Origin of the sequence: Candidatus Corynebacterium faecigallinarum (genome assembly GCF_052264515.1) — a bacterium.
GTDB classification, from domain to species: Bacteria; Actinomycetota; Actinomycetes; order Mycobacteriales; family Mycobacteriaceae; genus Corynebacterium; species Corynebacterium faecigallinarum.
On record NZ_JBQQOC010000012.1, the window covers coordinates 27,707 to 42,210 of the forward strand.

General features: G+C 66.8%; 13 protein-coding genes and 1 tRNA gene. 5 read left to right on the forward strand and 9 right to left on the reverse strand.

What is annotated here, in order from left to right; genetic code table 11:
* Window positions 1-46 precede the first annotated feature (46 nt).
* The 3 genes from ACTXPP_RS07960 to ACTXPP_RS07970 form a co-directional block, all read right to left on the reverse strand.
* Window positions 47-123, reverse strand: a tRNA-Pro gene (locus tag ACTXPP_RS07960).
* 108 nt (window positions 124-231) lie between these two features.
* Window positions 232-732, reverse strand: a complete 501-nt coding sequence (gene rraA, locus ACTXPP_RS07965) for a ribonuclease E activity regulator RraA (RefSeq protein WP_301526009.1) — start codon at window positions 730-732, stop codon at window positions 232-234.
* A 19-nt stretch (window positions 733-751) separates the two neighbouring features.
* Window positions 752-1,591, reverse strand: coding sequence for an alpha/beta hydrolase family protein (locus ACTXPP_RS07970; protein ID WP_443341675.1), 840 nt, complete (start codon window positions 1,589-1,591; stop codon window positions 752-754).
* 90 nt (window positions 1,592-1,681) lie between these two features.
* Here ACTXPP_RS07970 and secA2 point away from each other — a divergent pair, with 90 nt between their 5' ends.
* From secA2 to ACTXPP_RS07990, 4 genes are all read left to right on the forward strand, one after another.
* Window positions 1,682-4,042, forward strand: a complete 2,361-nt coding sequence (secA2, locus tag ACTXPP_RS07975; protein ID WP_443341677.1) for an accessory Sec system translocase SecA2 — start codon at window positions 1,682-1,684, stop codon at window positions 4,040-4,042.
* A gap of 175 nt (window positions 4,043-4,217) precedes the next feature.
* On the forward strand, window positions 4,218-4,652 hold the full coding sequence (gene odhI, locus ACTXPP_RS07980; protein WP_301494203.1) for an oxoglutarate dehydrogenase inhibitor Odhl: 435 nt from the start codon (window positions 4,218-4,220) through the stop codon (window positions 4,650-4,652).
* 27 nt (window positions 4,653-4,679) lie between these two features.
* A complete protein-coding gene (ftsR, locus tag ACTXPP_RS07985; RefSeq protein WP_443341750.1) occupies window positions 4,680-5,429 on the forward strand; it encodes a transcriptional regulator FtsR in 750 nt (249 codons plus the stop codon).
* Between the two features lie 221 nt (window positions 5,430-5,650).
* Window positions 5,651-6,256: a MerR family transcriptional regulator gene (locus ACTXPP_RS07990; RefSeq protein WP_301494201.1), complete on the forward strand. Its 606-nt coding sequence runs from the start codon at window positions 5,651-5,653 to the stop codon at window positions 6,254-6,256.
* A gap of 4 nt (window positions 6,257-6,260) precedes the next feature.
* On the opposite strand, the gene ACTXPP_RS07995 is transcribed toward ACTXPP_RS07990, so the two are convergent.
* The 6 genes from ACTXPP_RS07995 to gnd form a co-directional block, all read right to left on the reverse strand.
* Window positions 6,261-7,088 (reverse strand): hypothetical protein, encoded by an 828-nt coding sequence (locus tag ACTXPP_RS07995; protein ID WP_301494199.1) that lies wholly within the window; start codon window positions 7,086-7,088, stop codon window positions 6,261-6,263.
* On the reverse strand, window positions 7,066-8,076 hold the full coding sequence (locus ACTXPP_RS08000; protein WP_443341679.1) for a 3-methyladenine DNA glycosylase: 1,011 nt from the start codon (window positions 8,074-8,076) through the stop codon (window positions 7,066-7,068). Before ACTXPP_RS08000 ends, ACTXPP_RS07995 begins: the two co-directional genes overlap by 23 nt.
* A gap of 35 nt (window positions 8,077-8,111) precedes the next feature.
* Window positions 8,112-9,167, reverse strand: a complete 1,056-nt coding sequence (locus tag ACTXPP_RS08005; RefSeq protein ID WP_443341681.1) for a hemolysin family protein — start codon at window positions 9,165-9,167, stop codon at window positions 8,112-8,114.
* A complete protein-coding gene (locus ACTXPP_RS08010; RefSeq protein ID WP_443341683.1) occupies window positions 9,160-10,560 on the reverse strand; it encodes a hemolysin family protein in 1,401 nt (466 codons plus the stop codon). Before ACTXPP_RS08010 ends, ACTXPP_RS08005 begins: the two co-directional genes overlap by 8 nt.
* A gap of 21 nt (window positions 10,561-10,581) precedes the next feature.
* The gene (locus ACTXPP_RS08015; protein WP_443341752.1) at window positions 10,582-11,724 is read right to left on the reverse strand and encodes a DEAD/DEAH box helicase; all 1,143 of its coding nucleotides are present in this window, start codon (window positions 11,722-11,724) and stop codon (window positions 10,582-10,584) included.
* 573 nt (window positions 11,725-12,297) lie between these two features.
* Complete coding sequence (gene gnd / locus ACTXPP_RS08020; protein WP_443341685.1) at window positions 12,298-13,746, reverse strand: NADP-dependent phosphogluconate dehydrogenase; 1,449 nt, start codon at window positions 13,744-13,746, stop codon at window positions 12,298-12,300.
* Between the two features lie 221 nt (window positions 13,747-13,967).
* On the opposite strand from gnd, the gene ACTXPP_RS08025 reads away from it, so the two are divergent.
* Window positions 13,968-14,504 (forward strand): PaaI family thioesterase, encoded by a 537-nt coding sequence (locus ACTXPP_RS08025; RefSeq protein ID WP_443341687.1) that lies wholly within the window; start codon window positions 13,968-13,970, stop codon window positions 14,502-14,504.

Consider the following 14,504-nt stretch of genomic DNA (forward strand, 5'->3'; position numbering starts at 1 on the left):
GGCACCCCGGACATGAAAAAATCCCACCCCGTGAAGGGTGGGAAAATGGTCGGACTGACAGGATTTGAACCTGCGACCCCTACACCCCCAGTGTAGTGCGCTACCAAACTGCGCCACAGTCCGCCGGTCCATCTCTGGACCTCGCATAGGTTACAACACCGGGATTCGACTTCGCCAATCGCCTGCTCGGCGGGGGTCGGCGGGAGCGCGAGGGGACCGGCCGGGCTCGCCCTAGGCCGGCGGATCGACCGGGGCGTCGGTGACGACCACACCGTCGGCGTCGGCGTAGGCGATGTGGCCCGGGGTGAAGTCCACCCCGCCGAAGCTGACGACCACGTCGCGCTCGCCGGCGCCGTCCTTGGCGGACTTGCGGGGGTTGGTGCCCAGGGCCTTGCAGCCGAACTCCATGCCGCCGACCGCGGCGGAGTCGCGGATCGCGCCGTTGATGATCACCCCGGCCCAGCCGTGCTCCATACCGAACTCGGCGATCATGTCACCCATCAGGGCGGTGTGGACCGAGGCGTCACCGTCGACGACGAGCACGCCGCCGGGGTTGTCCTCCTGCAGGATCTTCTTGACCAGGCCGTTGTCCTGGAAGCAGCGGACGGTGGTGATCGGGCCGCAGAAGTCCACGTGGCCGCCGAGGTTGCGGAACTGGGTGTCGCAGCTGCGCACGTCCGCCCCGATGATGTCGACGAGGTCTGCGGTGGGGATGAAGGTGATGTTGCTCATGGCTTCACAGCCTAGCGTGTCAGCCGAGCGTGTCGAACCAGTCGGCGATCATCTCCCCGGCCCGCACCGCAGAGCCGCGTCTGGTCAGCAGGTGGTCGGAGTCGCGCAGGCTCATCAGCGACTTCGGCCACCCGGCGGCGTCGAAGATCCGCTGCGACTCGCTGACGGGGACGGTCTGGTCGGTCGGGGAGTGCAGCACCAGCAGGTCTGCCGGGTTCGCCGAGATGGCGCGGACGTCGTGGGTGATTCGGTCGGCGTCCGAGTTGTCGGCGAGGTCGGTGAAGAAACCGGTCGGAAGGGTGATCTCGCGTCCGGTGAGCGTCACCTGCACCGCCGCGTCTTGCGGGGCTTCTCTACCGGCCCGGTCTACAGCATCCACCGACTCCATCAACGTCCGTGCCGCCGACGCCGGACGCAACGGTGCACCGATGGTGGCCGCCGCCCGCACCGAGGCGAGACGGTGGGCGACCTGGAGTACCGCCGCCCCGCCGAGGGAATGGCCGACCAGCAGGGACGGTGCGGCGAGCCGCTGGTCCAGCCACCTCGCCGCGCTCTCCAGGTCGGCGAGGTTCTCGGAGAACAACAATGAGGAGAAATCGATGCGTAGGCAGGCGATGCCGTGCCGGGCGAGGGTCTTGGAGATCCGGAACGCCGCGGGCACGTTGCGGTTGCAGGTGAAGCAGTGGGCGAACAGTGCCACGGGGACATTCGCGGCCCGGAAGTCCTCGGGGGACAGGCCGGCCACGTCGCCGGGGAGGTCCACAGTGCCGGTGATGGTGTCGGGGGCAGGACCGGCGACAGGGTCGGAAGCCGGACGCGGGATCTGAACATTGACCGAGGAGACGCTTCGTGATGCCACGGGCACAACACTAGACGGGTACCGTGTGGGAGACGAGATCATCCGAGGCTGCCCGAAGGCTGCCCGAAGAACATCGATGCGGAGGCGAGAATGGCCGGATTCGGCTGGTTCTGGAAGGCCATGGGTTCGTCGGCGACGGCGAACCAGAAGAAGTCGAAGACCATCGTGGGCGAGGCGGCCAATGTCGCCGACAAGCTCGCCGCAGCCACCGACGAGGAGATCGTCGAGATCGCCAAGGGATGCGTCACCACCGGCGACGCCCCCGTCATCAATGATGCTCCGCAGCTGCTCGCCGCGATCCGTGAAGCCGCCGAGCGGACTATCGGCATGCGCCCCTTCGATGTGCAGCTGCAGGGTGCGCTGCGCATGATCGTCGGCGATGTCATCGAGATGGCCACCGGTGAAGGCAAGACACTGACCGGTGCAATGACCGCCGTTGGCTATGGCCTGCAGGGTCGACGGGTGCACGTGATCACGGTCAACTCCTTTCTCGCCGGACGTGACGAGCAGTGGATGGGCCCGCTGCTCGACTTCTTCGGGCTGACCCACGGGGCGATCGCCGAGGAGGCCGACGGTGACGAGCGCCGGGAGATCTACCGCCGCGACATCGTATTCGGGGCGGTGAACGAGATGGGCTTCGACGTACTTCGCGACCAGCTGATCACCCGCCGCGCCGATGCGGTGCGCACCCCGGCGGACGTCGCGATCATCGACGAGGCGGACTCGGTCATGGTGGACGAGGCCCTGGTCCCGCTGGTGCTCGCCGGTTCCGAGCCCGGACCGGCACCGGCCGGGCAGATCACCGACATCGTGCGCGGCATGGAGGAGAACCGGCACTTCACCGTCGCTGGTGACCAACGCAATGTCTTCCTCACCGATTCCGGCGCCCGATATGTGGAGAAGGGGCTCGGCATCGAGTCCCTGTATGGCGGTGGCAGGGACAGTAGCGATGGCGACGCTGACAGTGACGCAGATGCTCCGGGATCCTTGCTGTCCCAGGTCAATGTGGCACTGCACGCGCAGCACCTGCTGACCCGCGACGTCCACTACATCGTCCGTGACGGCAAGGTCGCCCTGATCGACGGCTCACGCGGCCGGGTGGCTGAGCTGCAGCGCTGGCCGGACGGCCTGCAGGCGGCCGTGGAAGCCAAGGAAGGACTGCAGGTCACCGGCGGTGGACGCATCCTGGACCAGATCACCGTCCAGGCACTGCTGGGACTCTACCCGGGCAAATGCGGGATGACCGGTACCGCGGTGGCCGCCGGTGACCAGCTCCGGCAGTTCTACGACCTGTCGGTCAGCGTGATCGAGCCCAACGTCCCCACCAGGCGTTTCGACGAGCAGGACCGGGTGTACGTCTCCGAGGAGGACCGCGACACTGCCGCGATCGAGCACATCGCCACGATCCACCAGACCGGGCAGCCGGTGCTGGTGGGCACCCAGGACATCGCGGAATCCGAGCGGATTGCCGAGGCTCTGCAGGAACGCGGTATCGACTGCAGCGTCCTGAACGCGAAGAACCATGAGGCCGAGGCCGGGGTCGTCGCCGAGTCAGGGCGGGCCGGTCACGTCACCGTGTCGACCCAGATGGCCGGACGTGGCACCGACATCCGGCTGGGTGGATCAGGGGAGGACCACGCCGGTGACGACGGGCACGACAAGGTCGTGGAACTCGGCGGACTGCACGTCGTCGGCATCGGACGTTTCCGTTCCCAACGTCTCGACAACCAGCTGCGCGGACGCGCAGGACGACAGGGGGACCCCGGATCCTCGGTGTTCTTCGTCTCCCTGGAGGACGACGTGGTCGGCGTCGGCGGTTCCGGTGAGGAATTGCGCGCCCAACCCGACGAGGACGGACAGCTGACCCAGAAGAAGGTACTGCTGTTCATCGACCACTGCCAGCGGGTCGCAGAAGGACAGATGCTCGACATCCACGCCACGACGTGGAAGTACAACAAGCTGATCAACGACCAGCGTGAGATCGTCAACGAGCGGCGCAACAAGGTGCTGGACACCGACACGGCGTGGGAGGATCTCAGCTACCACGACGTGGAGCGCGCCGGCCAACTGCAGGCTGCGGGTATCGAGGATGAGGTCCTGCACCAGGCCGCCCGCGAGATCATGCTCTACCACCTGGACGTTGAATGGAGTGAGCACCTGGCCTACCTGGACGACATCAGGGAGTCGATACACCTGCGCGCCATCGCCCGGGAAAGCCCGATCGACGAGTTCCACCGGATGTCGATCGCTGCCTTCGGCGAACTCGCCGAGCGGGCCGTGGCGAAGGCTCGGGAGACCTTCAGCGAAGTCACCGTCACTGCCGACGGAGCCGATCTGGAGGGCCTGGGTCTGCACAAGCCCAGCGCAACCTGGACCTATATGGTCAACGACAATCCCTTGTCTTCGTCCGGAGGATCCGTGGTCGGGTCGATTGCGGCGATCTTCCGCTAACCCCCTGCCACACCCCACGGCGAGGCATTTACGCCATGCCGACGGCTCACCCGGTAGTATGATGGAAGCGAATCGCAGGCGGACCGCCTGCCGCACCGTGTTCTCATCCGCGACCAGCGGAGGGGACGAACACCCGACAGTGACAGAGCAAATAGATTCCAGGAGGAATTGAAACATGAGCGACAACACCGGGATCCCGGAAGCCTCGGTTGAGACTACCTCGGTCTTCCGCGCCGACCTCCTGAAGGAGATGGAGACCGGTGCGCAGGCTGAATCCTCTCCCGCCGGGGTCGAGGGCCTGCCCTCAGGTTCTGCGCTCCTCGTGGTCAAGCGTGGGCCGAACGCCGGTTCGCGCTTCCTGCTCGACCAGGACACCACCGCTTCTGGCCGCCACCCCGACAGCGACATCTTCCTCGATGACGTGACCGTCTCGCGCCGTCACGCGGAGTTCCGCCGCAACGGTAACCAGTACGAGGTCGTCGACGTCGGAAGCCTCAACGGCACCTACGTCAACCGCGAGCCGAAGAACTCCGCGGTGCTGAGCAACGGCGACGAGGTCCAGATCGGCAAGTTCCGTCTGGTCTTCCTCAACGGCGCCAAGGAAGCGTAGTCCGGATCCATGTCGTCGATGGCATCGATGCCCGCACTGCCGGAAGACTCCGGAACCCCTGGCCGGTCGGCCATGGGGTCGCCCGCCCGTGCGGGCAGGGTATTGCCGACCTCGTCGATCGGGGACGTGCTCAAGCAGCTGCAGGTTGATTTCCCTGATGTCTCGGTCTCCAAGATCCGTTTCCTGGAGTCCGAGGGGCTGATCACCCCGCAGCGCAGCAAGTCGGGTTACCGGCGGTTCTCCCCGGAGGACATCTCCCGGCTGCGCTACATCCTGGCCAACCAGCGTGACAGCTTCCTGCCACTGAAGGTCATCAAGGAGCAGCTGGAGGCCATGGACTCCGGCAAGGTCACTCCGGTGGACTCCCGCCGTTCGGTGGCCGGCACGGTCACCCCCGACCAGTTCCGACAGGCGACGGTCCGCAGGCTGACCCGCACGGACATCTGTTCCCAGGCCGGGGTGGACGAGGCCTTCGTGGCCTCGCTGGTGAAGATGGGGATGTTCACCCCTGACGCCGCCGGGTTCTTCTCGGTCGATGATGTCGATGTGGCACGCATCGCCTCGCGGATCGGGGAGTACGGTATCGACAACCGTCACCTCAAGACCCTGGTCACGCAGGCGCAGCGCCAGAGTGGCCTGGTCAACCGGGTTGCCGAGCCGGTGGCGCATGGTCGGGACGAGAACGCCCGGGAGCGTTCCGCCGAGCTGAGCCGTGAGATCTCGGCGTTGGTGGTCTCGCTGCATGCGGCGTTGATCAAGGGGAACCTGCCGCGCTGAGCCTGGGGGACTGCTGGCGCGGTCGTGGGGGAATTTTCTTGTGCTACTGAACGACACGCGTGTTGTTACAGGTGTGTCGTGTGACGATTGGTGTTAAAGTAACCCTCGACCTCAAGTTGAGAGTTAGACGCGGCGGGGTTGACTCCACGCCGAAGCCGTCTACTGTTGACATCAGTTGAATGACAGGCGTGCGTGCAGGTGCGCCAGGTACAGGAGAACCCATGGAGCGCATCGACTCCCGGCAGAACGCCGAGTCCGCGTCAGACGCCGACTTCGCGACGCAGACGCCCCAGCAGGACGCACTGTTCGAGGTGGACGGCCCCGACCAGGAAGTCGGCTACCGTGTCACCATCGCCTGCCAGGTCGCCGGCATCACCTACCGCCAGCTGGACTATTGGGCACGCACCAAGCTGGTGCAGCCCTCCATCCGCACCGCTCACGGCTCCGGTACCCAGCGCCTGTACTCCTTCCGTGACATCCTGGTGCTCAAGATCGTCAAGGGACTGCTGGACACCGGCATCTCCCTGCAGAACATCCGTCGGGCCGTGGACAAGCTCGGCAACCTCGGTGTAGACGATCTCGCCGGGATCACCCTGGTCTCCGACGGCAAGACCGTCTACGAGTGCCGTTCGCCCGAGGAGGTCATCGACCTGCTCGCCGGTGGACAGGGCGTCTTCGGCATCGCCGTCCCGGGCCTGATGAAGGAACTCAGCGGTACCATCACCGCCTTCCCGTCGGAGCCTGCCCAGGCTCCGGAGGACGCCGAGCCGGTCGTGGACTCCGCCGCCGACGAGCTGGCCGCACGCCGCCGTCGCAAGTCCTCCTAGCCGCTCAGTCCAGTCCCGCGTACCTCGCCAGTCGAGGTGACGCGGGTTCCGGCGTGATATCCTCCCCGTCCTGCTCCGGGGTGGACACGGCAAGGAAATCAGCGGCGATACGCGCATCGGTCTCGTCGACAGAGGGGGACGATCCGAACGCGACCAGGGGGAACTGGACCTCGCCGACCGTGTTGCCGTCGGCGAATGCGGCCGAGCTGTAGAACGGCAGCCCGTCATTCTCGGCCTGCTGCAGTGTGATGCGCTCATGTGCGGAGCGTCCGACTGATGCGCCCACCGCGTCGACCGCCGGGTCGTCGTCGGGAACCGCGGCGATAGCCGCCAACACCGAGACCATGTTCTCCGGACCGATCGGCACTGCAGCCGCCCCTGGTGCCGCATCGGCCCCGTCAGGCACCACGTGCACCAGGTCGTCGGTACCGACGATCGGTACCCTGCCAGGGGCACCGGACAGACCAGGGATGAAACCGGTACCAGCTGGGATCCACACCGGTGCGACCCCAGGCATACCCTCACGGTAGGCACGCACCGCATCCGCGGTCGGCCGGACCTCGTAGGTGGCGGTGATGCATCGGTCGCGCACGACCGGGGAAGCGTCGTTGTAGTCGTCGACCAGCTGTTCTGCGATCTCCGCAGCCGCCGGATCCACCCAGACCAGCAACTCCTGGTCGCCGTCTATGCATTCGGCGGTGGTGGAGTCCTCGTCGTCGCCGGAGATGACCGTCCACGCCACCACCACGGCTGCAATGAGAAGGGCCGCCAACACGACCCAGATCCACGCGGCGAGACGGGTGGGGGAATCAGTGGCTGCGTGTCGTGACATCGGCGGTCTCCTTGACAATGGCGGAAGAGTGTCGTTGCAGATGAGGATAGCAATCCTCGATCACCGAGATGATCCTTCCGCGAAGATCCCGGCCGCGGTCGGCGAAATCACGCTGCCGTCGGACGTACTCGGCACGCCCTGCCGGGGTCTCCACCTGCACTGGTTCGAACCCCCAGTCCGCCAGATCGTAGGGACTGGCCTCCATGTCGGTCGCCCGGACATCGCAGGCCAGCCGGAAGGTGTCCAACCAGAGATCCCCGGGGATCAGCGGGCCGAGCTTCGTCGCCCACTTGTAGAGGTCCATCGTGGCGTGCAGGCAGCCAGGCTGCTCCAGATCCACCTGGGACTCGCGGGTCAGAGCCAGGGAGTTTCGCGGGGCGGCGGGGGAGGTGAAGAACCGGTAGGCGTCGAAATGGGTGCAGCGCAGCCGGGATGACTCGACCACGGCATCGGTGGCGTCGCGGCCCAACCGGAGTCGTTCCGGGTGTCGTGGGGTATCGCGGTAGACCATCGCCCACTCGTGCATGCCGAAGCAGTTCATCTGGGCCGGACGGGCGGCGGTGGCGGTGAGTAGCCGGTGGATGTGCCTGACCGCCCGGCCCCGGGCGGTGGCGAAGGCCTCGGTGTCCAGTATGGCAACGGTGGTGCCGCTGGGGGCGTCGTACTGGACGCGGAAGTAGGACGGTCCGTTCAGGCCCGCGGGCAGTGGATCTCCGGCATTCCCGTCATTCCCGGCAACCATGGAATCGCTGTTCCTGCCCGTCGCAGCGCCGTCGAGAACCAGTGCAATGCCCGGTCCCGGGCTCCACTTCCGCAGGGCAGACGGCTTCACGGGGTAGTAGGTGAACATGAAGTCCCACACCGGGTGACGCTCACCCTGCGACCGCCGTGCGCGGTGTGCGGCAGTGAGAGCGTCCACCGTTTCGACGTGGCTGCGTTGCTGGGCGCGCCACTGTTCGGCGCTGAGCACTGTCACCTTTCCCTCCATGCGTTGAATCCTACGCCCGGGCACCTGCCCGACCATCAGTCGTCGTGGCTCCAGTCGCGCACGGTGCCGACCAGTTCCTCGATGACATCCTCCAGTGTGATCACACCGACGATCCGCCCGTCGTGGAAGACCTCGGCCATGTGTGAACCGGTGCGACGGAGCTGGATCATCGCCTGGTCGAAGTTCGCCCCACCCTCGACGGTGATCAACGTCCGGACGTCCTCCGGATCCAGCAGCTGATCCCGGCCGGTCGCCGGGTCGAGCAGGTTGTCCAGTACGTCCTTGACGTGGACGTAGCCGAGGTAGGCCCCGTCGGCCCCGGTCACCGGGAAGCGGGAGTACCCGGTCTCGGACACCGCGTCCTCCACCTGGCCCACGGTGATTCCCTTGGGGCCCATCGCGAGGGTGTGTACCTGGTCGGAGGGGATCAGCACCTCGCGGAGCGTGCGCTTCGACGAGTCGAGGGCCTTCGACAGTCGGGTGGCTTCCGCCTGGTCGATCAGACCCTCCGACCGGGACTCGGAGATCATCTCGGCGAGCTCGGTCGGGGACACGGTGGAGTCGAGCTCATCACGCTGCTCCACACCGAAGGCATGCAGCGTGATGCGGGCGATCCAGTTCAGGAACACCATGATCGGGTGGGCCAGCTTGCAGAACAACAGGTGCGGGGTGACGAGAATTGTCGCCACCTTCTCCGGACCTGCCAGCGCAATGTTCTTCGGCACCATTTCGCCGAGGATGATGTGCAGGATCGTCACTATCAGCAGGGAGATCGCGAATGACACCGGGTGCAGCAGGTCGTCCGGCATCCCGATGGCGTGGAAGGGCGCCTCGATGAGGTGCGCGATTGCCGGTTCGCCGACCTTACCCAGCAGCACCGATGCCACGGTGATGCCGAACTGGGCGCCGGCCAGCATGATCGTGAGGTGTTCCATGGCGTAGAGCACCTTGGGTGCGCGCCGATTTCCCGCCGCGGCGAGGTTCTCCACGCGGTCACGGCGCGAGGAGATCAGCGAGAACTCGACCCCGACGAAGAAGGCGTTGAGCGCGAGCAGAAACACGGCGAAGAGGATTGCCCAGAGGTCACCCACGGTGGTCACCTCCCTCGGTATCGGCGGTGTCAGGTTCGGTCACCGGGCGCAAGGTCACCTTGTCGACCCGCCGGTTGTCCATGGAATCCACGGTGGCCTCCCACCGCACCGGGGTGTCGGCGGTCAGCACGTCGATGGCCTCGCGGGTGGTGCTGGCCGGCAACAGGACGGTGTCACCCTCGGCCGGGATACGTCCGAGGGTGGACATCACCAGCCCACCGAGCGTTTCATAGGGGCCGTCCGGCGGAATGTAGCCGCAGGCGTCCTCCAGCTCATCGCAGCGAACCAACCCGGAGATCTCCCACAGCTGCCCACGACGACGGACCTCGGTGTCCTCGTCACGGTTGTCGTGCTCGTCCCAGACCTCGCCGAGGATCTCCTCGACGACATCCTCGATGGACACGATGCCAGCGGTGCCGCCATACTCGTCGGCGACCAGCACCAGCTGGGAGCCCGCCGACCGCACCAGGTCGAGCACCGCGTCGCCGCCCAGGCTGGTCGGCACGGTCGGTACCGTCCGGGCCAGGGTGCGTACCGGTGTGGTCGCACGCTCTGCCGCAGGGATGGTCAGGGCGTCCTTGACGTGGACCACCCCGACCGTCTCATCGAGATCACCGTTGACCACCGGGAAACGCGAATGCCCGGACTCGTGGGCCTCGCGGATCAGGTCCAGGGCGGTGTCGGTGGTCTCCAGCGTGACGACGGTGGACCGCGGGGTCATCACGTCCTCGGCGGTGGCATCGCCGAACCGCAGGGAGCGGTCCAGGATGCGCACCTTCGAGGAGCTGAACCCCGCGGAGCCCGAGGAGTGCCGGACCAGGGCGGAGAGCTCCTGGGGTGAACGGGCCGAGGCCAGCTCATCGGCAGGTTCGATGCCCAAGCGCCGGACGATGAAGTTCGCCTTCCCGTTGAGCGCCTGGATGAACCAGTGGAAGGCCTTGTTGAACAGCCACACCGGCCGGGTGAGCACACGGGCGACTCCCAGCGGGTTGCTGATCGCCAGATTCTTCGGCACGAGCTCGCCGAAGACCATGGACAGCACGGTGGCGATGATCAGGCTGAGGATCAACGCGACCGTGCCGGAGGCTGATTCGCTCAGTCCCACCAACTCCAGCACCGGGGTGAAGAACCTCGCCAGGATCGGTTCGGCGAGGTAGCCGGTGGCCAGGGTGGTCAGGGTGATGCCGAGCTGCATGCCGGAGAGCATGAAACTCAGGTTGCCGTGGGCACGCTTGACCATGCGGGAGGCGGCGTCGCCACGCTCGGCGACGTCCTTCTCGATGGTCGAGCGTTCCAGGCTGGTCGTCGCGAACTCCACGGCGACGAACAGCCCGGTGCCGGCGGTCAACAGCACGAAGCCGAGGAGGCCGAGGATGCTGAGCAGGATGTCCATGGGAATCGTCGATCCGTCTGGTTACCGGTGCAGTCCGAGTTCGCCGAGGTAGGCGGTGATGCCGTGCTTGTCGAGTACCCACTCGGTCGGGGTGACCCCGGCCTTGCGCATCATCTGTTCGGTGTCCCGCCGGGTGTCGGCGGTGGTCAGGGTCAGGACGGTGCCGGACTCTCCACCACGGGCGGTGCGTCCGGCACGGTGCACGTAGGCCTTGTGCTCGGCCGGCGGGTCGATGTGGACCACCAGGTCGACGCCCTTGATGTCGATACCGCGGGCGGCGATGTCGGTGGCGACCAGGACGGTGGCCTTGCCGGTCGAGAACTCGTCGACCGCACGGGTCCGGGCACCCTGGCCCTTGTTGCCGTGCAGACCGACGGCCGGTGTGCCGTCACGCACGAGTTTCTTCACCTGACGGTCCACGGTGTGTTTGGTGCGCATGAACATGATCGTGCGGGTGGATGCCCGGCCGAGCTGCAGGACGACGTCGTTGCGGGCCGGCTTGTCCGCCACGACCCCGAGGAAGTGGTCCATGGTGTCGACCTTGGCCTTCACCTCACCGGTGGAGTGGGTGACAGGGTCGTTCATGTACTGCTTGACCAGGACGTTGATGTCACCGTCGAGGGTGGCGGAGAAGAACAGGTGCTGGGCGTCCTCCGGGACCCGGTTGATCAGTCGGCGCACCTGGGGGAGGAACCCCATGTCTGCCATCTGGTCGGCCTCGTCGAGGGTGAGGATCTCCACTGCGGAGAGGTCCAGTGCCTTCTGGTTGCACAGGTCCTCGGCGCGGCCCGGAGTGGCCACCAGGATGTCCACCGGCCGGGCCAGGGCGCTGAGGTTGCGTTTGATGTTGACTCCGCCGACGACCTCGATGACGCGCTGTCCGACGGATTCGGCCAGCGGACGCAGTCGGCCCGCGACCTGCTGGGCGAGCTCACGGGTCGGGACCAGGATCAACCCCCGCGGGCGGTGGGTCGCCGAAGCACCGCCGGTAAGCCGGGTGATCACTGGCAGACCGAAGGTGAAGGTCTTGCCGGAGCCGGTGGGCCCACGGCCGAGGACGTCCCGGCCAGCCAGGGCATCGGGGATGGCGGCGGCCTGGATGGGGAAGGGGTGCTTGAGGCCCTGGGCGGTCAGTTCCTGGACCACCGGCACCGGCAGACCCATGTCGCCGAAGGTTGTCGAGGTGTCGACACCGGCCGGGACACCGGCTGTCGCAGGACTGGCTGCGGTTGCTGCGGTGGCGGCCTTGGCCACCGCCGTGGCAGCAGGACGCTGGTTCTGCTGGCGCTGGTTGTTCTGGCGCTGGTTCTGCGGGCGGTTGCCCTGCTGACGCTGGCCCTGGCCGGAGCGTGAACGCTGGCGGTTGCCCTTGGCACCGCCGCCCTGTTGGCCGCCGCCGGACTTGGCACCGCCGGAGGGCGCGTTGCCGGACTGTGCGTTGCCCGTCTTCGGGCTACCCTTCACACTGCCTTTCGGGCTACCGCCGCGGGAGCCGCTGCCCCGGGAGCTGCCACCCACGACATCGCCGCCGTTGGCGCGGCTGCCGCGGACGACCCGGCGGCGCTTGTTCTGGCCGCCCTGTCCGCCCTGACCTGAGTGGCCGGAGCCGCCCTGGTTGCCGCGCCGACCTGAATTGTGGGAACTGCTGGAGCCACCGGAGGTGTTGGAACCGGACTGACCGGAGCCACGACGGTCGGAACCACCGGACCGTCGGCTCTGAGAATGACCTGACACGGGTTAGGATTCCACCTCGCTGCGGTCGCCGGACCAGAGGATGTGGAAGTGACCATCACGGTCGGTCCGCTCATAGGTGTGGGCGCCGAAGAAGTCACGCTGGCCCTGGATTAGGGCAGCGGGAAGGCGCTCGGCGCGCAGTGAGTCGTAGTAGGACAGCGAGGAGGCGAACACCGGGATGGGCAGGCCGAGCTGGGTCGAGGCGACGACCACGCGGCGCCAGGAATCCACCAGGTCTTCGACCTCGCCCTTGAAGTAGGGGTCGAGCAGCAGGGACTGGACGTCCGGGTCGGTGTTGTAGGCGTCCACGATGCGGTTGAGGAACTTCGCCCGGATGATGCAGCCGCCGCGCCAGATGGTGGCGAGGTCACGCGGGTCGACATTCCAGCCGTGCTCGGCAGAACCGGCCTTGATCTCGTCGAAGCCCTGCGCGTAGGCGACCAGCTTGGAGGCGTAGAGCGCACGGCGGACATCCTCGATGAAGTCCTCCTTCGACACCCCGAGGGCCTCCAGCGAGGTCAGCTCGCCCGACGGCAGGTTGCCGGTGGTGGCCGCACGCTGGTCGCGGGCACCGGACAGGGCGCGGGCGAAGACGGCCTCACCGATGCCGGTGGTGGGGATACCGAGGTCGAGGGCGGCCTTGACCGTCCACCGTCCGGTGCCCTTCTGCCCTGCGGCGTCGACGATGACGTCGATCAGCGGCTTTCCGGTGGACTCGTCGGTCTGGGAGAGCACCTCGGCGGTGATCTCGATCAGGTAGGAGTCCAGGTCGCCTGCGTTCCAGGTGCGGAAGATGTCCGCGATCTCAGCGGGTTCGATACCGGCGGCGTAGCGCAGCAGGTGGTAGGCCTCGCCGATGACCTGCATATCGGCGTACTCGATGCCGTTGTGGACCATCTTGACGAAGTGGCCGGCACCGTCAGGGCCGATGTGGGTGCAGCAGGGGGTGCCGTCGACCTTGGCGGAGATGTCCTCCAGCAGCGGGCCGAGCGACTCATAGGACTTCGCCGGGCCGCCGGGCATGATCGACGGGCCGTTCAGTGCGCCTTCCTCGCCACCGGAGATGCCGGCGCCAACGAAGTGAAGATCGCGCCCGGCCATCTCGGCCTCACGACGGATCGTGTCGGTGTACAGGGCGTTGCCGCCGTCGATGATGATGTCGCCGGGCTCCATGGCATCGGCCAGCTGGCCGATGACCGTATCGGTGGCGAGGCCGGCCTGCACCATGATCAGGGCGCGGCGGGGGCGCTCCAGGGAGGCGACGAACTCCTCGATGGTGGCGGCGGGGACGAAGCTGCCGGTCTCGCCGAACTCGGCGACGAAGGCATCCGTTTTCGCAGGTGTGCGGTTGTACACGGCGACCGTGTGGCCGTGGCTGGCGAAGTTTCGGGCGATGTTGGAGCCCATCACTGCCAGGCCGACGACACCGATCTGAGCGGAGGAATCAGTCATGGTCCCACATACTACCGCCCCCGCCGACCACCACCGTCGATGCCTACCGCAGACCCACCGCAGGCAGCTGAGACAGCTGCACCGGTGGCGGCGTTCAGACCCCCGGCGATCGAGATCGCCGGTAGACTCACGGCAGGACGCGGCCGCCGGACAACCCAGCGGCCCGCACCGTCCCACCGATGACCCCACCGACGACAACTGAGAAACAAAGGACCCCGACTATGGCGAACAGTGAGGCCCAGCCTGAATACACCGAGGAGCAGAAGAAGGCCTACCAGGCAGAGAAGGCGACGGTGATGGCACGGATGACAGAGCTACTGTCCAAGGCTGGTGCCGGTGAGATCTCCGAGGAGGAGTCCTCGGAGTTGGCCACGATCTTCGAGACGAAGGTCGGCGGGTTGGACGCACTGCTCGGGCTGAAGTACATCGCCTTCGCACCGGAAGTTGTCCTGGAACTCGAGGTGACCGGCGACCATGTTCAGCCGTGGGGCATCACCAACGGTGGTACCTACGCCGCACTGGGGGAGTCCGCCGGTTCCTTCGCCGGGTTCATCGCCAGCGGGGGCAAGGGAGTGATGGGGACCACGAACTCCACCAACTTCCTGCGCCCGTCCGGTCCGGGTGACGTCATCCGCACGACCGCTCACGCCGTCCACACCGGCCGCACCAGCCAGCTGTGGCGGATCGAGCACACCAGCGCGAAGTCCGGAAAGTTGCTGGCGACCACGGAGCTGCGCACTGTCGTCCGGAACGACTGA

Coding starts and splice junctions, on each gene's coding strand:
- ACTXPP_RS08015 (WP_443341752.1), bottom strand. CDS start 11,724: ATGGGTCTGCCGGTGCCGGTGGTCCAGGAACTGACCGCCCAGGGCCTC.
- rraA (WP_301526009.1), bottom strand. CDS start 732: ATGAGCAACATCACCTTCATCCCCACCGCAGACCTCGTCGACATCATC.
- gnd (WP_443341685.1), bottom strand. CDS start 13,746: ATGACTGATTCCTCCGCTCAGATCGGTGTCGTCGGCCTGGCAGTGATG.
- secA2 (WP_443341677.1), top strand. CDS start 1,682: ATGGCCGGATTCGGCTGGTTCTGGAAGGCCATGGGTTCGTCGGCGACG.
- ftsR (WP_443341750.1), top strand. CDS start 4,680: ATGCCCGCACTGCCGGAAGACTCCGGAACCCCTGGCCGGTCGGCCATG.
- ACTXPP_RS07990 (WP_301494201.1), top strand. CDS start 5,651: ATGGAGCGCATCGACTCCCGGCAGAACGCCGAGTCCGCGTCAGACGCC.
- ACTXPP_RS08010 (WP_443341683.1), bottom strand. CDS start 10,560: ATGGACATCCTGCTCAGCATCCTCGGCCTCCTCGGCTTCGTGCTGTTG.
- ACTXPP_RS08025 (WP_443341687.1), top strand. CDS start 13,968: ATGGCGAACAGTGAGGCCCAGCCTGAATACACCGAGGAGCAGAAGAAG.
- ACTXPP_RS07995 (WP_301494199.1), bottom strand. CDS start 7,088: ATGTCACGACACGCAGCCACTGATTCCCCCACCCGTCTCGCCGCGTGG.
- ACTXPP_RS08000 (WP_443341679.1), bottom strand. CDS start 8,076: ATGGAGGGAAAGGTGACAGTGCTCAGCGCCGAACAGTGGCGCGCCCAG.
- odhI (WP_301494203.1), top strand. CDS start 4,218: ATGAGCGACAACACCGGGATCCCGGAAGCCTCGGTTGAGACTACCTCG.